A 14,722-nucleotide genomic window follows, 5' to 3' on the forward strand; every position below is an offset into this window, starting at 1 on the left:
CCCCGACCCTACTCCTGCGGCCCAGCGTCGTGCACTGTCCCGTCATCCACTGCCTTGTCATCCACAGTCCCGTCGCGCACTTGTCGCGGCCGCGTGACGAGCAGCACGATCGCCCCGACGACGAGCCCCCAGAAGGCGCTGCCGATGCCGAGCACGACGACGCCCGAGGCCACGACGATGAGCGTCACGGCCGCGGTCAGCCGCGTCTCGGGCGCCTCGAACGCGCTCACGAGCCCCGTCGTGAACGCACCGAGGAGGGCGAGCCCCGCGACGGCGATGATGAGGATCGGCGGCGCGGCCGCGACGAGCGCCGTCGCGACGCCCGCGCCGAGCCCCAGCAGCACGTAGGTCACGCCGCCCGCCACCGGCGCCACCCAGCGTCGGGCGGGGTCGGGGTGCGAGTCGGGGCCCGCCATGAGCGCGGCCGTCAGAGCCGCCAGGTTGAGCGCGAAGCCGCCGAACGGCGCGCTCACCGCGGTCGCGAGGCCGCTCGACGCCAGCACCCGCCGCGCGGGCACCTCGCGGTAGCCGAGCGTCGACAGCACCGCGAAGCCCGGCACGTTCTGCCCCGCCATCGTGACGATGTACAAGGGCACTCCGAGCGAGACGATCACGAGCGGGTCGATCGTCGGCATCGTGAGGGTGACGCCCGGCGAGAGGGTGGCGCCGAGCATCCAGTCGCTGCCCGCCGAGACGACGACGCCGACGATCGCGACGAGCATCGCCGCCGGCACCGCCCACCGCGTCGCCCACCGCACGAGCAGAAGCCACACGACGATGACGGGCGCTGCGAGGAGGGGCTCCTGCAGCACCGCGGTCACGGGCGCGATGCAGATGGGGAACAGGATGCCCGCGAGCATCGCGCCCGCGAGCGGCATCGGGATGCGCGTCATCGCGCGACCCAGCCAGCCCCACAGGCCGCTGACGAGGATGAGCAGTCCGCACACGATGAACGCGCCGATCGCGGCGCCGTACGAGCCCGTCGAGCCCTCCGCCGCGACGAGCAGTGCGGCGCCGGGCGTCGACCAGGCGAAGCTCAGCGGCAGGCGCGAGCGCCACGACAGCAGACCCGCGAGGAGCGCCTGCGCGATACACAGGGCGAGCAGGCCGCTCGCCGCCTCCTCGGGGCTCGCCCCGACCGCGAGCAACCCTGCGACGACGAGCGCGAACGAGCTCGCGAACCCCGTGAGCGCGCCGATGACCCCGGCGATGATCGGCTGCAGCACGCGTTCAGCCTAGGGGCGTGGCACCCTCACTCCGTGAACACGGCGCGCAGGCGCGGCCAGGAGTCGGCCCGCACGTAGACGGGCACCTCGTCCCACGGCACCTCGGTCGTGTGGGTCGCGCCGCCGGTGACCTGCTCGCCGCTGAACGCGTGCACCCACTCCCCCGCGGGCAGCGTCGCGGTGTGCGCCGTCGCACCCTCCTCGGTGACCGGCGAGACGAGGATGTCGCGGCCGAGCATCCACTGCAGCGGTGCACTCCACAGCCGATCGTCGTCGGGCCAGTCGAAGAACAACGGCCGCATGAGCGACGTGCCCGAGCCGATGGCCCACGCCGCCTCGACCGAGAGGTACGGCACGAGGCGCTCGCGCAGCTGCACGAGCCGGCGAACGCCCGGCAGCACACGATCGTCGCGCGTGCGCTCGGCGATGTTCCACGGCGTGCGGTCGCGGCTCGGGCTGCGGTGGTGGTTGAACTCCGAGTGGTACTGCATGATCGGCACGAAGGCCGCCGCGGCCATCGAGCGCAGGTACAGCTCGGCGGTCGGGATCTCGCCGCTGAACCCCGCGACATCCCACCCCCAGTAGAGGACGCCGCTCGCCGTCGCGCTCAGCCCCGCGAAGAGCGACCAGCGGAACGCCTCCCACGTGGAGTTCTCGTCGCCCGCCCAGAACGCGCCGTGCGCCTGCGAGCCGGTGAAGCCCGCACGCGAGAACGTCACGGGCGCCTTGCCGCAGCGCCGCAGCAGATCGCCGTAGGCCTTCGCATAGGCGACGGGGAAGGTGTTGTTGCCCTCGTCGCCGCGGCGCCCGTCGAGGTACTGCAGCTCACGGCCCCACGCATGCTCGCCGCCGTCGGTCTTGAACCCGTCGACGCCGAGCTCGTCGACGAGGTACCGGCGCTTCTCCGTCCACCACTCGGCCGCGCGCTCGTCGGTGAGGTCGGGCATGAGCCCGAGCGGGAACCACCAGCCGCGGTTGCGGTACGGCCGCAGTCGTCCGTCGGGCCCTGGCTCGCGGATGAGCACACCCTCGGCCTTCGCGACGTCGGCGTCGTGCCGCAGCTGACCGCGCGGGTGGGGCCGCATCTTGAGCAGCGGAATCTGCCACAGCACGAGCCTGACGTCGCGCTCGTGGAGTTCGTCGACCATGCCCTTCGGGTCGGGCCACGCGCCCTCGGCCGGGAAAGTGAAGTCGGCAAGGCGCATCGGTGCAGCATCCTCGCGCGGCGTGTACTGCGCGTCGCGCCAGATGTGGAACGTGCTCTCATCGCTCCACGCCTCGATGACGATGCTGCCGACCGGAATGTCGTGCTCGCGGTGTGCGTCGGCCTGGCGCATGACCTCGGCCTGCGTATTCCACTCGTTGCCGCTCGCCCACAGCCGCAGCACCCAGTCGGGCAGCTGCTCGGGGCGGCCGACCTCGCCGAGGAACGCGTCGAGCACGGCGTGCGGCGTGCCCGTGTAGGCCGCAAGCTCCAGGGCACGGGATACTGCGCTCGCCTCGTCGACCTCCGCCTCGATCTGCAGGCGGTCACCGGCGGTGGCTCCGACGTCGAACCAGACGCGGCGAGAGGTGCGCACGTGGAAGCCCCAGCCGCGCCCGCCGACGACGTGCGCGAAGGGCATGGGCAGGTAGGTCTTGCGCTCCGCGCCCTGCGACTTGTACTGCTCGAAGACGACCGAGTCGAGCTCGGCGCCGCGGTGGTCGAGGGCGTCGAAGCGCTCCCCGAAGCCCGCGACGCGCTCCCCCGGCACGAGGGCGAGCGCGAAGCGCGCCCGCAGCAGCCGCTCGCCGTCGTCGAGCACCTCGACGCTGCCGGGCACGAGGCCCGCGGCGACGTCGACGGCGACGAGGTCGTCGGGTGCGCTGCGCCACGCGGCGACGCGCACGTCGAACCAGCGGGTGTGCTGACTGGTCGATGAGTCACCCGGCCCGCCGACGAAGCGGTAGCGGTAGGCGCGGTGCGGCTCGAGGTCGGTGAGGGTCGCGGAGAATCCGCGGGCGGCGCGCGCGAGCCGCGCCTGCGCGCTCGCGAGGTGCCCGCCGTCGACGGACTGGCCGCGAGACGTCCGCTCGGTGCGGGTCAGAGGGTGCTCGTGCACCGTGACGCCGTCGTCCCACTCCAGCACGACAGCGTCGACCTCGGCGCTCGTGCGCACGCCGAGCGTCAACGGCTCGCCGGCCACGGGGTCGACGGGGTCGCGCTGGTCGGTGTCGACCGAGTACGGGTGGCCGGAGCCGAACGGGGAGTGCCGGATCACGAGGCCCCCTCTCGTGCGTCGGCGGGGCCGTCGACGGTGCCCGCGACACCGAGCTCGACCGCGAGGCGCACGACCATCGCGTGACTCCACAGCAGCGGTGTCGCGACGGGCCCCCAGCGTTCGATCCACTCCTGCTCGCGGTCGGGGGCGAGAAGGTGGTCGCCGACCTGCTCGGGCAGAAACCCCTCGGCGGTCTCAGTGCACGCCGCCCACTCGAGCTGCGCGCGAGCGCGGTCGAGGTCGCCCGCGGCCGCGTAGGCGAGCCCGAGCATGCAGCTGAGCAGCGGCCACTGGCCGCCGCCGAAGAACGTGTCGTCCAGGTAGCGGTGCACGCCGCCGTCGACGCTGAGCGCGTCGTCGATCGCGCGAATGCTCACGAGCCCGAGCGTGCTCGTCGCGTCGATGACGCCGAGCGGCGCGATGACGGCGGCGAGCGACGCGTCCACCGCGCTCGCACCGAGCCACTTCGCGAGGTGGCCATCGTGGGTGCCGCGCTCGATCATGAGTGCGCGGCACTCCTCTGCGGTCGTGCGAGCGCGCGCTGCGGTCGCCGCGGGCAGCACGTCTGCGTCGGCGGCGGCCTCGAGACCCGCGACGATGCAGCCGAGGGTCGAGACATGCACCTCGTCGCGGTGCTCCTCCCACCAGTCGTAGCAGGGGCGGTGGGCCGTCGCGAGCAGGTAGTCGACGCTGAGGCGGATGCCCGACGCCCAGCGCTCGAGGCTCAGACCGTGGCGGCGCGCGTGGGAGACGGCGGCCCACACCCAGGTGCCGTAGCCGTCGGTCTGGAAGTCCCACCAGTCGTCGTCACCCTCGGATCCGTCGAGGGTGAAGCGGGTGGGGAGCATGCGATCGTCGGGCAACGGCGTGCCGGCGGCCTCGGCGGCGACGATCTCGGCCACCTCGCCGGAGTGCTCGGCGAGCATCCTGTCGCACCAGTCGAAGAAGCGCGACGCGGACTCGACGGAGCCCGCCGCCGACATGGCGTCGGCGATGAACGCCCCGTCGCGGAACCAGCTGTAGCCGCGGTACGCCGAGAAGGTGGGGCTCGCCGGGTAGGCGCCGCCGTCGTGCTGCAGCCGCTCGATGAGAGCGACGCTGCGCTGCACCAGATCGGCGAGGTCGACGCCGCGGGGCGTACTGGGGTCGGTGGTGACGTGCGTCATGCGGGAGCCTTCCGGGGCGTGCAGGGGCGGGGCTCCGAGCCCGAGAGAACTCGGAGCCCCGCCTGTGAGGGTGGTACGAACTGACGAGAGCGGCTAGCCGCCGATGACGGCGTTGATGCGCTCCTCCGCGCTCGCGAGGGCGTCAGCGACCGACGTGCGGCCGGCCTGCGCCTCGATGAGCTCCTCCGTGATGATGTCCTGCATCTCCTGCTGCCCGGTCTCGACGAGCGGGGTGAGGGCGATGCCGTCGAGCGAGTCGAACACGGCCTGGCGGTTGGCCGGGTCGCCCTTCTCGAGGTAGACCGCGAGCTGCGCCTCATCGCTGATGGGCGGCAGCTCCCAGCCGGAGTCGAGTCGCACGTCGACCATCGTCTGCGAGGAGGTGAGGAACTCGGCCCACAGCGTGGCCGCCTCGACGTTCTCGGCGTTCGCCGAGACACCCACGGCGTTGGAGAAGACGGCGCTCGCCTGCGTGCCGTTGCCCGGCTCGACCGCGATGTCCCACGCGAAGGGCACGTCGGCGACGGCGCCGAACACCCAGATGCCCGTGTGCATCATGCCCAGCTTGCCCTCGACGAACAGGTTCGTGTCGAAGTCGGGCGAACCCTGGCCCTGCTCGATGGTCGGCATGACGGTGCCGCTCTTCGAGGTGAGCCACTCGGCCGCCTCGATGCCGCCCGGAGTGTTGAACGCCACAGCGGTGCCGTCCTCGTTGAGGAACGACTCGCCGTTCTGCTCGAGCACTTTGTAGTACTCGTAGAACGAGACCGGCTGGTGGCTGCCCCAGATGTCGTCGCCGAGCGCGGTGATCGCCTCAGCGGCGGCCTGCTCGTCAGCCCACGTCCAGTCGGCCGTCGGGTAGTCGAGGCCCGCCTGGTCGAAGAGGTCGGCGTTGTAGTAGAGCACGACGGCCGAGAACGAGCTCGGCAGTCCGTAGCTCACGCCGTCGACCGAGTACGCGTCGATGAGCGACTCGCGGTAGGCCCCGGCGTTCGACACCTCGAGCGGCGCCAGCGCTCCGCTCGCCGCAAGCTGCGGGAAGAAGTCGTAGTTCGTGTCGACGACATCGGCGATCGTGCCGGCCGCGAGATCGGTCTGCAGGGTCGTGAAGTAGTCGGCGTACGGCAGCGTCGTCACGTCGATCGTGATGCCGGGGTTCTCGGCCTCGAACGCCTCGACGATGAGCTCGAGGTTCTCCTCGTTGCCTCCCGCCGAGATGAAGTTGCTGTACGTGACGACGACGTCTCCGTCGCCTTCCGCGGAGGGCTCGGTGGAGCATCCCGCGAGGATGAGTGCTGCCGCGGCGGTGAGCCCGACAGCGGTGAGTGTGCGCTTCATGTGAGTGCTATCTCCTTCGATAGGGGTTGCAGTGGTGCGGGTGGATACGGAATGCCTCGGGGCTCACTTGATCCCCGAGCTGGCGACGCCCTGAATGACGTACTTCTGGGCGAAGATGTAGAGCGCGAGCATTGGGATGATGCTCACGACGGAGCCGGCCATGACGACGTCCCAGGCCGTGGTGTACTGCCCCTGGAGCGCGGCGAGCGCGATGGGCAGGGTCTGCAGCTCGGCGTCGCGCAGCACGATGAGCGGCCAGAGGAAGCTGTTCCAGCTGCCCATGAAGGCGAAGATCGTGAGCGTCGCGAGCGCCGGGCGAATGTTCGGAATGATGATCTGCCAGAAGATGCGGAAGTGCCCGGCACCGTCGAGAGTCGCGGCCTCGTCGAGTTCGCGCGGCACCTGGTTGATCGCCTGGCGCAGCAGGAAGATGCCGAACGCGGCGGCGAACGTCGGCAGCAGCGCGCCGAGGTAGGTGTTGATGAGCCCGAAAGCCTTGATCTGCGCGAAGAGCGGCACGACGAGCACCTGCAGTGGAATCATCATGGTCGCGAGGTAGATCGCGAAGACGATGCCGCGGCCGCGGAACGGCAGCCGGCTGAACGCATAGGCGGCGGTCGCGCTCGTGAACAGCTGCGCGATCGTCGTGAGCGTGGCGAGCACGAAGCTGTTGACGACGACGCGCGCGAACGGCCGCTCGGTGAAGAGCGTCTCGTACCCGTTCAGCGAGGGGTTCTCGGGCCACAGGCTCGGCTCGGTCGAGAGGCCGATGCCGTCGGAGACCGAGGTGACGACCGTCCACAGGAACGGGAAGAACATGAGCGCCGCGCCGAGGATCACGACGGCGTGCAGAAGAACCGATCCGAGGGATGCCCGGCGCCGGGCATCCGCGCTCGTACGATCGGTGCTCGCCCCGCGGTCGGGGCGTGGCAGCGTGCGCGACTCAGCCATAGTGCACCCACCTCTTCTGGCCGATGACCTGCACGAGCGTCACGGCGAGGATGACGGCGAAGAGTATCCACGAGAGCGCGGAGGCCTCGCCCGCCTGCCCGTAGCGGAAGGTCAGGTCGTAGATCTGCTGCACGACGACCTGGGTCGAGCCGGCGGGGCCGCCGCCCGTCATCGCGTACACCTGGTCGAAGACCTGGAACCCGTTGATGAGCGAGATGACGACGACGAAGAACGTGCTGGGGCTCAGCATCGGCAGGGTCACGCTCACGAGGCGCCGCCAGGGGCCAGCACCGTCGACCTTCGCCGCGTCGTAGAGGTCGGGGTTGATCGCCTGCAGACCCGCGAGCAAGATGACCATGACGAAGCCGAGGTCCTTCCACGCACTCGCGAGGATGATCGAGGGCATCGCCCACGCCGGGTCGGTCCACCACCCGGGGCCGTCGATGCCGAACCAGGCGAGCACGGCGTTGACGACGCCGTTGGCGGGGTTGAGCAGCCAGCGCCACACGATCGCGACGACGATCCAGCTCGTGACGACGGGGAGGAAGTAGATGCCGCGCCAGAACGCGCGACCCTTGAGGGCACGGTTGAGGGCGAGAGCGAGCAGGAGGCCGCCGACGTAGACGAGCGGCAGGTAGCCGACGATGTAGTAGAGCGTGTGGGCGAAGACTTCACCCGTCTGGCCCTCGCTGACGAGGCGGGCGAAGTTGTCGAGCCCCACCCACTGCATGGGCGTGATGAGGTTCCACTCGTGCAGGCTGATCCACGCCGCGGCGACCATGGGTCCGAGCACGAAGAGGGTCAGGGGAATGGCGCTCGGCAGCAGGAAGGCGAGCACGGTGAGCGCGTAGGTGACGCGGGTGCGGCGCGAGCGAACCGGTCGCCGGATGCCCGCCACGGGTGTGCGCGTGGGCTCGGGGCTGCGGTCGAGCAGGCTCGTCTGCAGGGTCGACGTGCTCACGAATCGGCCTCGGGTGGAGCTGCCTGCTGCACGAGGCGACGGCGCACGAGGTCGCCCTGCTCGCCCATGGAGCCGTCGGCGTCGAACGGGGTCGCCAGCACGAGCGTCGCGGCGCCCTGAGCCCAGCTGTCGTCCTGCCAGCGCTCGACGGCGATCGGCACCCCGCGCCGGGAGGGGATGAGGGCGGCGCGAAAGGCGGGCTCGAAGCCGTAGGACCAGTGGGTCCAGTCGGCGGTGCCCTCGCCGAGCAGGATCACGACCTCGGGGTCGAGCACGTGCACGAGCCCGGCAACGGTGCGGCCGAGCAGGTGGCCTGCCTCGCTGAAGACAGCCGTCGCGCGGTCGTCACCCGAGTCCGCGGCATCCCGCAGCGCCTCGATTCCCGCCGATGCGCCGATGATGCCGCGTTCGCGGGCGATGCGCACGAGTGCGTCCTCGCTGAGGAACGTCTCGAGGCAGCCGTGGTTGCCGCACGAGCACAGGGGCCCGTCGTCGCGCACGGGAGTGTGGCCGACCTCGCCCGCTCCCCCGCGCGACCCGCGCAGGATCACGCCGTCGACGACGATCGCCGCGCCGACACCGGTACCGATCGTGACGACGAGGAAGCTGTCGTGGCGACGACCGAGACCGTAGAGGCGCTCGGCCATGGCGAGGGCGTTGACGTTGTTCTCGACGAGCACGGGCAGGCCGAGTTCACGGCGCAGGCTCTCGCCGATGGGCGCGTGGGTCCAGCCGAGCTGGGTCGAGTCGACGACCCCCTCGCCCTGGCGGTCGACATCCCCCGGCACGCCGACGCCCACGCCGAGGAGCGGGGTGTCTGCACCACCCTCGATGAAGCGGCGCAGCAGCTCGACGAGCTTCGCGAGCATGGTGGTCGCCGAGGCGTCGAAGGGCTCGCTCGCCGTGCGCAGCACGGAGCCGTCGATGCCCACCTCGACGAAGGCGACGTGGTCGGCCGCGACCTTGACTCCGACGGCGCGACCGGCGCTCGCGACGAGCCCGAGCATGCGAGCGGGGCGGCCGCCCTGCGAAGGCTGGTGGGCGAGCTCGCGCAGAAGGCCGTCGGCCAGGAGGTCCTTGGTGAGCTGCGTCATGAGCGCGGGAGAGAGGTTGAGCGCCCGCGCGAGCTCGGCGCGCGACGCGGGGCCGTGAGCACCGAGGTGCGCCAGGATCGCGGAGCGATTGACGTCGGTGCGAGCCATCGGGCGGAGCGCCATTGATTCCCCTTACTTCAGGACTAAACAAACCATAGAATGAAGTACCGAAGCATGTCAAGACGCGCCTCCCTGGCGGCGGCGCGCCTGGTAGCACCACCCCCGACGAAGGAGTCCCTATGACCGCCGGCACCCGCGAGCGCTTCGAGCAGTACCTGTGGACAGTGCGCGACCGTCTGGCTCGCGACGACCGCATCCTCGGGCTCGTCGGCATGGGCTCCACCGCCGAGAGGCACCGGGTCGACGAGTGGAGCGACCACGACCTCGCGCTCGTCGTCGCGAAGGTGCACCTCGGTGCGGGCAAAGCCCGCCGCGGTGAAACGCTTGCCGCGTCGGCGCTCCTCCGGGGTGACGCCGTCACGCACCTGCTCACGGCGGTCGCCGCGCTCTCCCATGTCGACAACCGCGCCGACTACCTCGACCCTCGACGCCGCATCGAGCTGACCCGCCCCGACCTGGCAACGTCGCTCACTGACGCGCTCAGACTCGACGAGGTCGCACTCGCGCGCCGCCTGCTCGACCTCGTCGGGTCGCTCGCAGGCGACCGACCCGAGTGTCCCCACGCCGCCCTCGCCGTGCTGCGCGCCCGGCACGGCTGGGGCTAGTCGGCGCGCGGGCAGTCGCACTACGCGGGCACGCGCAGGTCTCGCTCAGGTCGCGTCGCATACTCGCGCCCGCTCGGAGCGCGCCACTGCAGCACGCCGTCGCTCGAGTGCCTGACTGCCCACCGTGTGTGGTGCTTGAGCCGATGATGCGAGGGGCACAGGTGTGCGAGGTTGTCGTGATCGGACCGGCCACCGTGCTGCCAGTCGATCGTATGGTCGAGGTCGGAGGTCGATGCGCCTCGACCGCAGCCGGGGAACCTGCAGGTACCGTCGCGCACCCTCAGCCACAGCTTGAGGTCTGCCGGCACCGTGTAGCGATCGCGACCGACGGAGAGCACCGCCCCCGTCTCGGGATGGGTCAGCAGTCGCGTGAACGAGGGAGCGTGCGCGGCGAGTCGACGGGCAGTCTCGTCGTCGATCGGGCCATAGCCCTCGAGTTCGGCGGGAGCATCGGACGGCGTGCTGCCTGAGCGGTCGAGAAGAGTGAGTACCGGCACAGTCACGAGAATCTGCGCGCGAATACCCTGACCCAGCGCTGTCTCAGCCACGACGCCGTCGATGAGAAGGTCGGCGAACGCGTCGGCGCGCCGCTGCGCGAGGGTGCGACCGTCGCTCACACCGCGGGAAGCCGCGGGCTCGGCGTCATGGGCGGCGAGGCCCTCGCCCGTCTCGAGGGACCGTGCGATGTGCGTGAGCCGTGCGTAGATGCTCTGAGCCTGCTCAGCGGGCAGGTAGGCGGTCAACCAGGCCATGCCGTCGCGCGCGGGCTCCACCGCTACATGCCGTGACTCCACGGCCGCGGTGCGGCGCACCGCGATGGAGTCGGGATGAACCCGTTCGCGGATCACACGGGCGCGCTGCCGAAACCGCTCAGGCGTGCGACTCTCGGCCGCGGTCAGCGCCACGGCCTCGAACTCCGCGCGAACCTCGGCGGGAAGCGACCACGCCTGGTCGATGAGTATCGAGGCGTGACGATACGTGATGCGACCGTCGGCGAGTGCCTGGCGAGTCGCAGGTAGGTCGGCGCGCAGAGTGCGTGCCTGCTCGAGCAGCGTCGTCGCGGTCCGCTCGGAGACACGCAGGGCTGCAGCGAGTTCAGCAGCGGTGGTGCGCCTGGCAACGACCTCAGGACTCCAGCCCGCAGCACCGGTCGATGAGGCACCAGCGCCCTCGACATGGGAGATGACCGCGCTCACGTCTGCAACAAGGGCGGCTCGGCGCTCCGCGATGCGCGCCTCCCGCACCTCCAGCTCGATGAGTTCGTCAAGCAGCGCGTCGAGACGCGAGTCGCTCGCGTTCCGCTCGTCCACCGTCATCGTCATGCCGATAGTCCAGCATCGACCACCGACATTCCCACCCTCGAGACCGGGATCATGCGCGCGCGACCGTGGGCGGGCTCAGTGCACGCGGCACGGCGGCACGCGGCACGGCGGCACGCAGCACGGCGGCACGCGGCACGGCGGCACGCGGCACGGCGGCACGCGGCACGGCGGCTCGGCGCGACCAGGGGCGCGGTCAGCGCGCGGGGTACCAGTGCCGCACGTGCTGGCGGTCGGCGCGGGCCTGCCAGAACTCGACCTCGGTCGGCTGCAGCGCCCATGCGGCCCAGTCGTGGTTGTGGGGCTCGGTCACGGCGGGTCGGGCGGCCCAGTCGGCGGCAGCGACCTCGCTGGGCAGCTCTTCGACCTCGCCGGTCACGCGCACCTGTCGCCCCCGCTGCGGCCAGTAGAAGGTCAACGCGGCGTAGGGGTTGGCGGCCAGGTCGATGCCCTTGCGTGTGGACCGTGCGCCCGCGAACACCCACTGGCCTTCGCTGAGGTCTTTGAGGATGAGGGTGCGAGCCGTGACGTGGCCCGTGGGCCCGGCCGTGGAGAGTGTGCACGCGTGCGGCTGGTGCACGCCGAAGTGCAGGGCCTCGTCGAGCCACTCGAGGAACAGGTCCTCGGCCGAGGCCGGCGCCCGCGTCGGGTCGAAGACCGGCAGGTCGTCGGGAAAGTCGGGCAGGGCCCGCAACCGGTCGCGCAACGAGTCGCTCATGGCGTCAGAGTAGCCGCGCCACCTGCGAACTACGCCGACTTCTCGCGGCGCTGCGCCGCCCGGCGCGGCACGATCGTCGGCGCCGCGTTCTCCATGACCGCCTCGCGCGTCACGACGACACGACCGACCTCGTCGCTCGAGGGCACCTCGAACATGATCGGCCCCAGCACCTCTTCGAGGATCGCCCGAAGCCCGCGCGCGCCGGTCTGCCGCAGCACGGCGAGGTCGGCGATCGCGTCGAGCGCGTCTGGGGCGAACTCGAGCTCGACGCCGTCGATCTCGAACATGCGCTGGTACTGCCGCACGAGAGCGTTCTTCGGTGCGGTGAGAATCTCGATGAGCGCCGTGCGGTCGAGCGGCGTGACCGTCGTGACGACGGGCAGACGGCCGATGAACTCGGGGATGAGGCCGAACTTGTGCAGGTCTTCCGGCAGAACCTCGCTGAAGAGGTTCTTCTCCTCCGCCTTGTCGTGCAGCGGGGCGCCGAAGCCGATGCCGCGCTTGCCCGCGCGCTGACTGATGATGTCTTCCAGCCCCGCGAAAGCACCGGCGACGATGAACAGCACGTTCGTCGTGTCGATCTGAATGAACTCCTGGTGCGGATGCTTGCGCCCGCCCTGCGGGGGAACGCTCGCGACCGTGCCCTCCAAGATCTTGAGCAGCGCCTGCTGCACGCCCTCACCGGAGACGTCGCGCGTGATCGACGGGTTCTCGGCCTTGCGGGCGATCTTGTCGACCTCGTCGATGTAGATGATGCCCGTCTCGGCGCGCTTGACGTCGAAGTCGGCGGCCTGCAGGAGCTTGAGGAGGATGTTCTCGACGTCTTCACCGACATAGCCCGCTTCGGTGAGCGCCGTCGCGTCGGCGACGGCGAACGGCACGTTGAGGCGCTTCGCGAGCGTCTGCGCGAGATAGGTCTTGCCGCACCCGGTGGGGCCGATGAGCAGAATGTTGCTCTTCGCGATCTCCACCTCGTCGGCGAGCTGGTCCGCCGAGGTGAGCGACTGACCGGCGCGGATGCGCTTGTAGTGGTTGTACACGGCGACGGAGAGCGAGCGCTTGGCCGCCTCCTGCCCGATCACGTACTCGCCGAGGAAGTCGTAGATCTCACGGGGCTTCGGCAGCTCGAACTCGGCCGCCTCGCTCTCGTTCGACTCGGCGAGACGCTCCTCGATGATCTCGTTGCACAGCTCGACGCACTCGTCGCAGATGTACACGCCGGGGCCGGCGATGAGCTGCTGCACCTGCTTCTGGCTCTTTCCGCAGAAGGAGCACTTCAGCAGGTCGGCGCTTTCTCCGATGCGGGCCACGGGGCCCCCCTTCCGTGCGTACGTGCATCGAGCCTAACCCTCGGCACCGACGATGTGCGCGCACCTCTCCCCGCCCGGGTGTCGCGCCCCGCCAGACCGACCCGGAAGTCGACCCCGAGCCCGACCCGTCGCCGCGCCCCCGGTCTCCGAATGCTGAGCAGAGCCACAAGCCTCGTCACCTAGTCTGGAGCCGTCATGAGCACCCACGATCGTCTCGCCGCGCGACGCAGTCGCGTGGCCGCGTCGTGGCTCGTCGGCGTCGTCGCGACGGTCATCGCCGGCGCCGCGCACGCTCTCGGCGGGGGCGGCACGCCGTCGACCGCCGCTCTCGCCACGGCACTCGTGGTGTCCGGCCTGGTGGGCATGTTCGTGATCGGTGCGCGACCGTCGAGCCCGCGCATCCTCATCGGGGTCGCGATCGATCAGGCGATCTTCCACAGCCTGTTTTCGTTCTTCGCCGGCGCTGCCGCCGGCACAGCCGCTGTCGGTACAGCCGGCGCGCACGCCGCGCACTCCGCGCCCCTCTCCCTCGCGAGCCCCGCGGTCGCCACGCACGGTGGGGCAAGCCTGCCGATGGCGCTCACCCACGTCGCGGCCGGCGCGGTCGCCTTCCTGCTCGTACGCTTCGGCCTCGACGCGATCGCCCGCGTCGTGCGCTCGCTGGCCCTGCGGGTCGCCACCCTGCTGCGGGATGCTCCCGCCGCCGTGCCGCTGCCCCGCACGCCGCGCCTCGCCCCCGCGGCACTCGTGCTGCCCCGCCTCGGCGGCATCCTTCAGCGCCTCGAGCTGCGGCGCGGACCGCCCGCCCTCGCCGCCGTCTAGCACGGCGCCCTCCGCAGACACTCCTTCCGGCGCCTGACCCGCTCACTGCTGTGCCGTCGAGCACATCCGAGCGCGCGCCCACTCACTCTCAGACACTTTCTCTCAGACAAGGACCCATCATGAAGAACCGCACCCGCATCACCGCCGCCGCCCTCGCGGGCGGCCTGCTCGCCCTCGCCGCACCGGTCGCCGCCCAGGCGCACGTCTCGGCGACTGCCACGAGCGACGCCGCCGGCTCGTACACCGTCGTCACCTTCTCGGTGCCGCACGGCTGCGAGGGATCGCCCACGCAGGTCGTGACGATCGACATTCCCGAGTCGATTCCGATCGTCACACCGACCGTCAACCCGCTGTGGAGCGTCGAGAAGGTCATGGTGCCGCTCGACGAGCCGCTCGAGGCGGCCGAGGGCGCCGAGCCGGTCACGGAGCGCATCGGCCAGATCGTCTACACCTCGACGACGGGCGGCCTGGAGGACGGCTTCCGCGACGCGTTCGAGCTCTCCCTGCGGCTGCCCGACGGGGAGGCCGGCGACACGGTCGAGTTCCCGGTCACGCAGACGTGCGACGAGGGCACGGCCGTGTGGGAGGGCGAGGATGCTCCGCTCGTGACCCTCGCCGCCTCCACGGGCGACGCCCACGGCGGCAGCCACAGCGACGCGGAGGAGATGACCGCCGAGACCGCGGGTACGGAGACGGAGGCCGTCGCGAGCGCCGCGCAGCCTGACGTTCTCGCCCGCGTGCTCGGCGCCCTCGGCATCCTCGTCGGCGCCGGCGGCATCACCGCGGCGATCCTCACCCGCCGCACCGCGCGCACCACCGCGGGGCAGTAGA

General features: G+C 71.0%; 13 protein-coding genes. 3 read left to right on the forward strand and 10 right to left on the reverse strand.

What is annotated here, in order from left to right; all coding sequences use genetic code 11:
- Window positions 1-8: 8 nt before the first annotated feature.
- The 7 genes from IE160_RS08390 to IE160_RS08420 all read right to left on the reverse strand — a co-directional run bounded on the left by IE160_RS08390 (window position 9) and on the right by IE160_RS08420 (window position 9,120).
- A complete protein-coding gene (locus IE160_RS08390) occupies window positions 9-1,226 on the reverse strand; it encodes a benzoate/H(+) symporter BenE family transporter (protein ID WP_191150790.1) in 1,218 nt (405 codons plus the stop codon).
- Window positions 1,227-1,252: 26 nt separating this feature from the next.
- A complete protein-coding gene (locus IE160_RS08395; RefSeq protein WP_191150791.1) occupies window positions 1,253-3,487 on the reverse strand; it encodes a glycoside hydrolase family 31 protein in 2,235 nt (744 codons plus the stop codon).
- Window positions 3,484-4,653 carry a glycoside hydrolase family 15 protein gene (locus tag IE160_RS08400; protein WP_191150792.1) on the reverse strand — a complete coding sequence of 390 codons (1,170 nt, stop codon included), beginning with the start codon at window positions 4,651-4,653 and terminating at the stop codon, window positions 3,484-3,486. The genes IE160_RS08395 and IE160_RS08400 overlap by 4 nt, the downstream gene beginning before the upstream one ends.
- 93 nt (window positions 4,654-4,746) lie before the next feature.
- Window positions 4,747-5,991 (reverse strand): ABC transporter substrate-binding protein, encoded by a 1,245-nt coding sequence (locus IE160_RS08405; RefSeq protein ID WP_179872194.1) that lies wholly within the window; start codon window positions 5,989-5,991, stop codon window positions 4,747-4,749.
- A 63-nt stretch (window positions 5,992-6,054) separates the two neighbouring features.
- On the reverse strand, window positions 6,055-6,942 hold the full coding sequence (locus IE160_RS08410) for a carbohydrate ABC transporter permease (protein ID WP_179872195.1): 888 nt from the start codon (window positions 6,940-6,942) through the stop codon (window positions 6,055-6,057).
- Window positions 6,935-7,903 carry a carbohydrate ABC transporter permease gene (locus IE160_RS08415; RefSeq protein ID WP_224744419.1) on the reverse strand — a complete coding sequence of 323 codons (969 nt, stop codon included), beginning with the start codon at window positions 7,901-7,903 and terminating at the stop codon, window positions 6,935-6,937. The genes IE160_RS08410 and IE160_RS08415 overlap by 8 nt, the downstream gene beginning before the upstream one ends.
- The gene (locus IE160_RS08420) at window positions 7,900-9,120 is read right to left on the reverse strand and encodes an ROK family transcriptional regulator (RefSeq protein ID WP_179872196.1); all 1,221 of its coding nucleotides are present in this window, start codon (window positions 9,118-9,120) and stop codon (window positions 7,900-7,902) included. Before IE160_RS08420 ends, IE160_RS08415 begins: the two co-directional genes overlap by 4 nt.
- Window positions 9,121-9,236: 116 nt before the next feature.
- On the opposite strand from IE160_RS08420, the gene IE160_RS08425 reads away from it, so the two are divergent.
- On the forward strand, window positions 9,237-9,722 hold the full coding sequence (locus tag IE160_RS08425) for a hypothetical protein (RefSeq protein WP_191150793.1): 486 nt from the start codon (window positions 9,237-9,239) through the stop codon (window positions 9,720-9,722).
- A 20-nt stretch (window positions 9,723-9,742) separates the two neighbouring features.
- On the opposite strand, the gene IE160_RS08430 is transcribed toward IE160_RS08425, so the two are convergent.
- The 3 genes from IE160_RS08430 to clpX form a co-directional block, all read right to left on the reverse strand.
- Window positions 9,743-11,044, reverse strand: coding sequence for an HNH endonuclease signature motif containing protein (locus IE160_RS08430; protein WP_179872198.1), 1,302 nt, complete (start codon window positions 11,042-11,044; stop codon window positions 9,743-9,745).
- Window positions 11,045-11,237: 193 nt separating this feature from the next.
- Window positions 11,238-11,759: a pyridoxamine 5'-phosphate oxidase family protein gene (locus IE160_RS08435; protein ID WP_191150794.1), complete on the reverse strand. Its 522-nt coding sequence runs from the start codon at window positions 11,757-11,759 to the stop codon at window positions 11,238-11,240.
- A gap of 29 nt (window positions 11,760-11,788) precedes the next feature.
- Window positions 11,789-13,069, reverse strand: a complete 1,281-nt coding sequence (clpX, locus tag IE160_RS08440) for an ATP-dependent Clp protease ATP-binding subunit ClpX (RefSeq protein WP_191150795.1) — start codon at window positions 13,067-13,069, stop codon at window positions 11,789-11,791.
- Window positions 13,070-13,264: 195 nt separating this feature from the next.
- Between clpX and IE160_RS08445 the strand changes: the two genes are divergently transcribed.
- On the forward strand, window positions 13,265-13,891 hold the full coding sequence (locus tag IE160_RS08445; RefSeq protein WP_191150796.1) for a hypothetical protein: 627 nt from the start codon (window positions 13,265-13,267) through the stop codon (window positions 13,889-13,891).
- A gap of 119 nt (window positions 13,892-14,010) precedes the next feature.
- Window positions 14,011-14,721, forward strand: a complete 711-nt coding sequence (locus IE160_RS08450) for a YcnI family copper-binding membrane protein (RefSeq protein WP_179872202.1) — start codon at window positions 14,011-14,013, stop codon at window positions 14,719-14,721.
- Window position 14,722: the final 1 nt, after the last annotated feature.

It is taken from the genome of Chryseoglobus sp. 28M-23 (assembly GCF_014789785.1).
GTDB lineage: Bacteria > Actinomycetota > Actinomycetes > Actinomycetales > Microbacteriaceae > Microcella > Microcella indica.

What these genes read in the sequence shown, in the direction of transcription:
- IE160_RS08400 (WP_191150792.1), bottom strand. Translation starts at nt 4,653, where the DNA reads ATGACGCACGTCACCACCGACCCCAGTACGCCCCGCGGCGTCGACCTC.
- IE160_RS08405 (WP_179872194.1), bottom strand. Translation starts at nt 5,991, where the DNA reads ATGAAGCGCACACTCACCGCTGTCGGGCTCACCGCCGCGGCAGCACTC.
- IE160_RS08410 (WP_179872195.1), bottom strand. Translation starts at nt 6,942, where the DNA reads ATGGCTGAGTCGCGCACGCTGCCACGCCCCGACCGCGGGGCGAGCACC.
- IE160_RS08420 (WP_179872196.1), bottom strand. Translation starts at nt 9,120, where the DNA reads ATGGCGCTCCGCCCGATGGCTCGCACCGACGTCAATCGCTCCGCGATC.
- IE160_RS08425 (WP_191150793.1), top strand. Translation starts at nt 9,237, where the DNA reads ATGACCGCCGGCACCCGCGAGCGCTTCGAGCAGTACCTGTGGACAGTG.
- IE160_RS08430 (WP_179872198.1), bottom strand. Translation starts at nt 11,044, where the DNA reads ATGACGATGACGGTGGACGAGCGGAACGCGAGCGACTCGCGTCTCGAC.
- IE160_RS08435 (WP_191150794.1), bottom strand. Translation starts at nt 11,759, where the DNA reads ATGAGCGACTCGTTGCGCGACCGGTTGCGGGCCCTGCCCGACTTTCCC.
- IE160_RS08445 (WP_191150796.1), top strand. Translation starts at nt 13,265, where the DNA reads ATGAGCACCCACGATCGTCTCGCCGCGCGACGCAGTCGCGTGGCCGCG.
- IE160_RS08450 (WP_179872202.1), top strand. Translation starts at nt 14,011, where the DNA reads ATGAAGAACCGCACCCGCATCACCGCCGCCGCCCTCGCGGGCGGCCTG.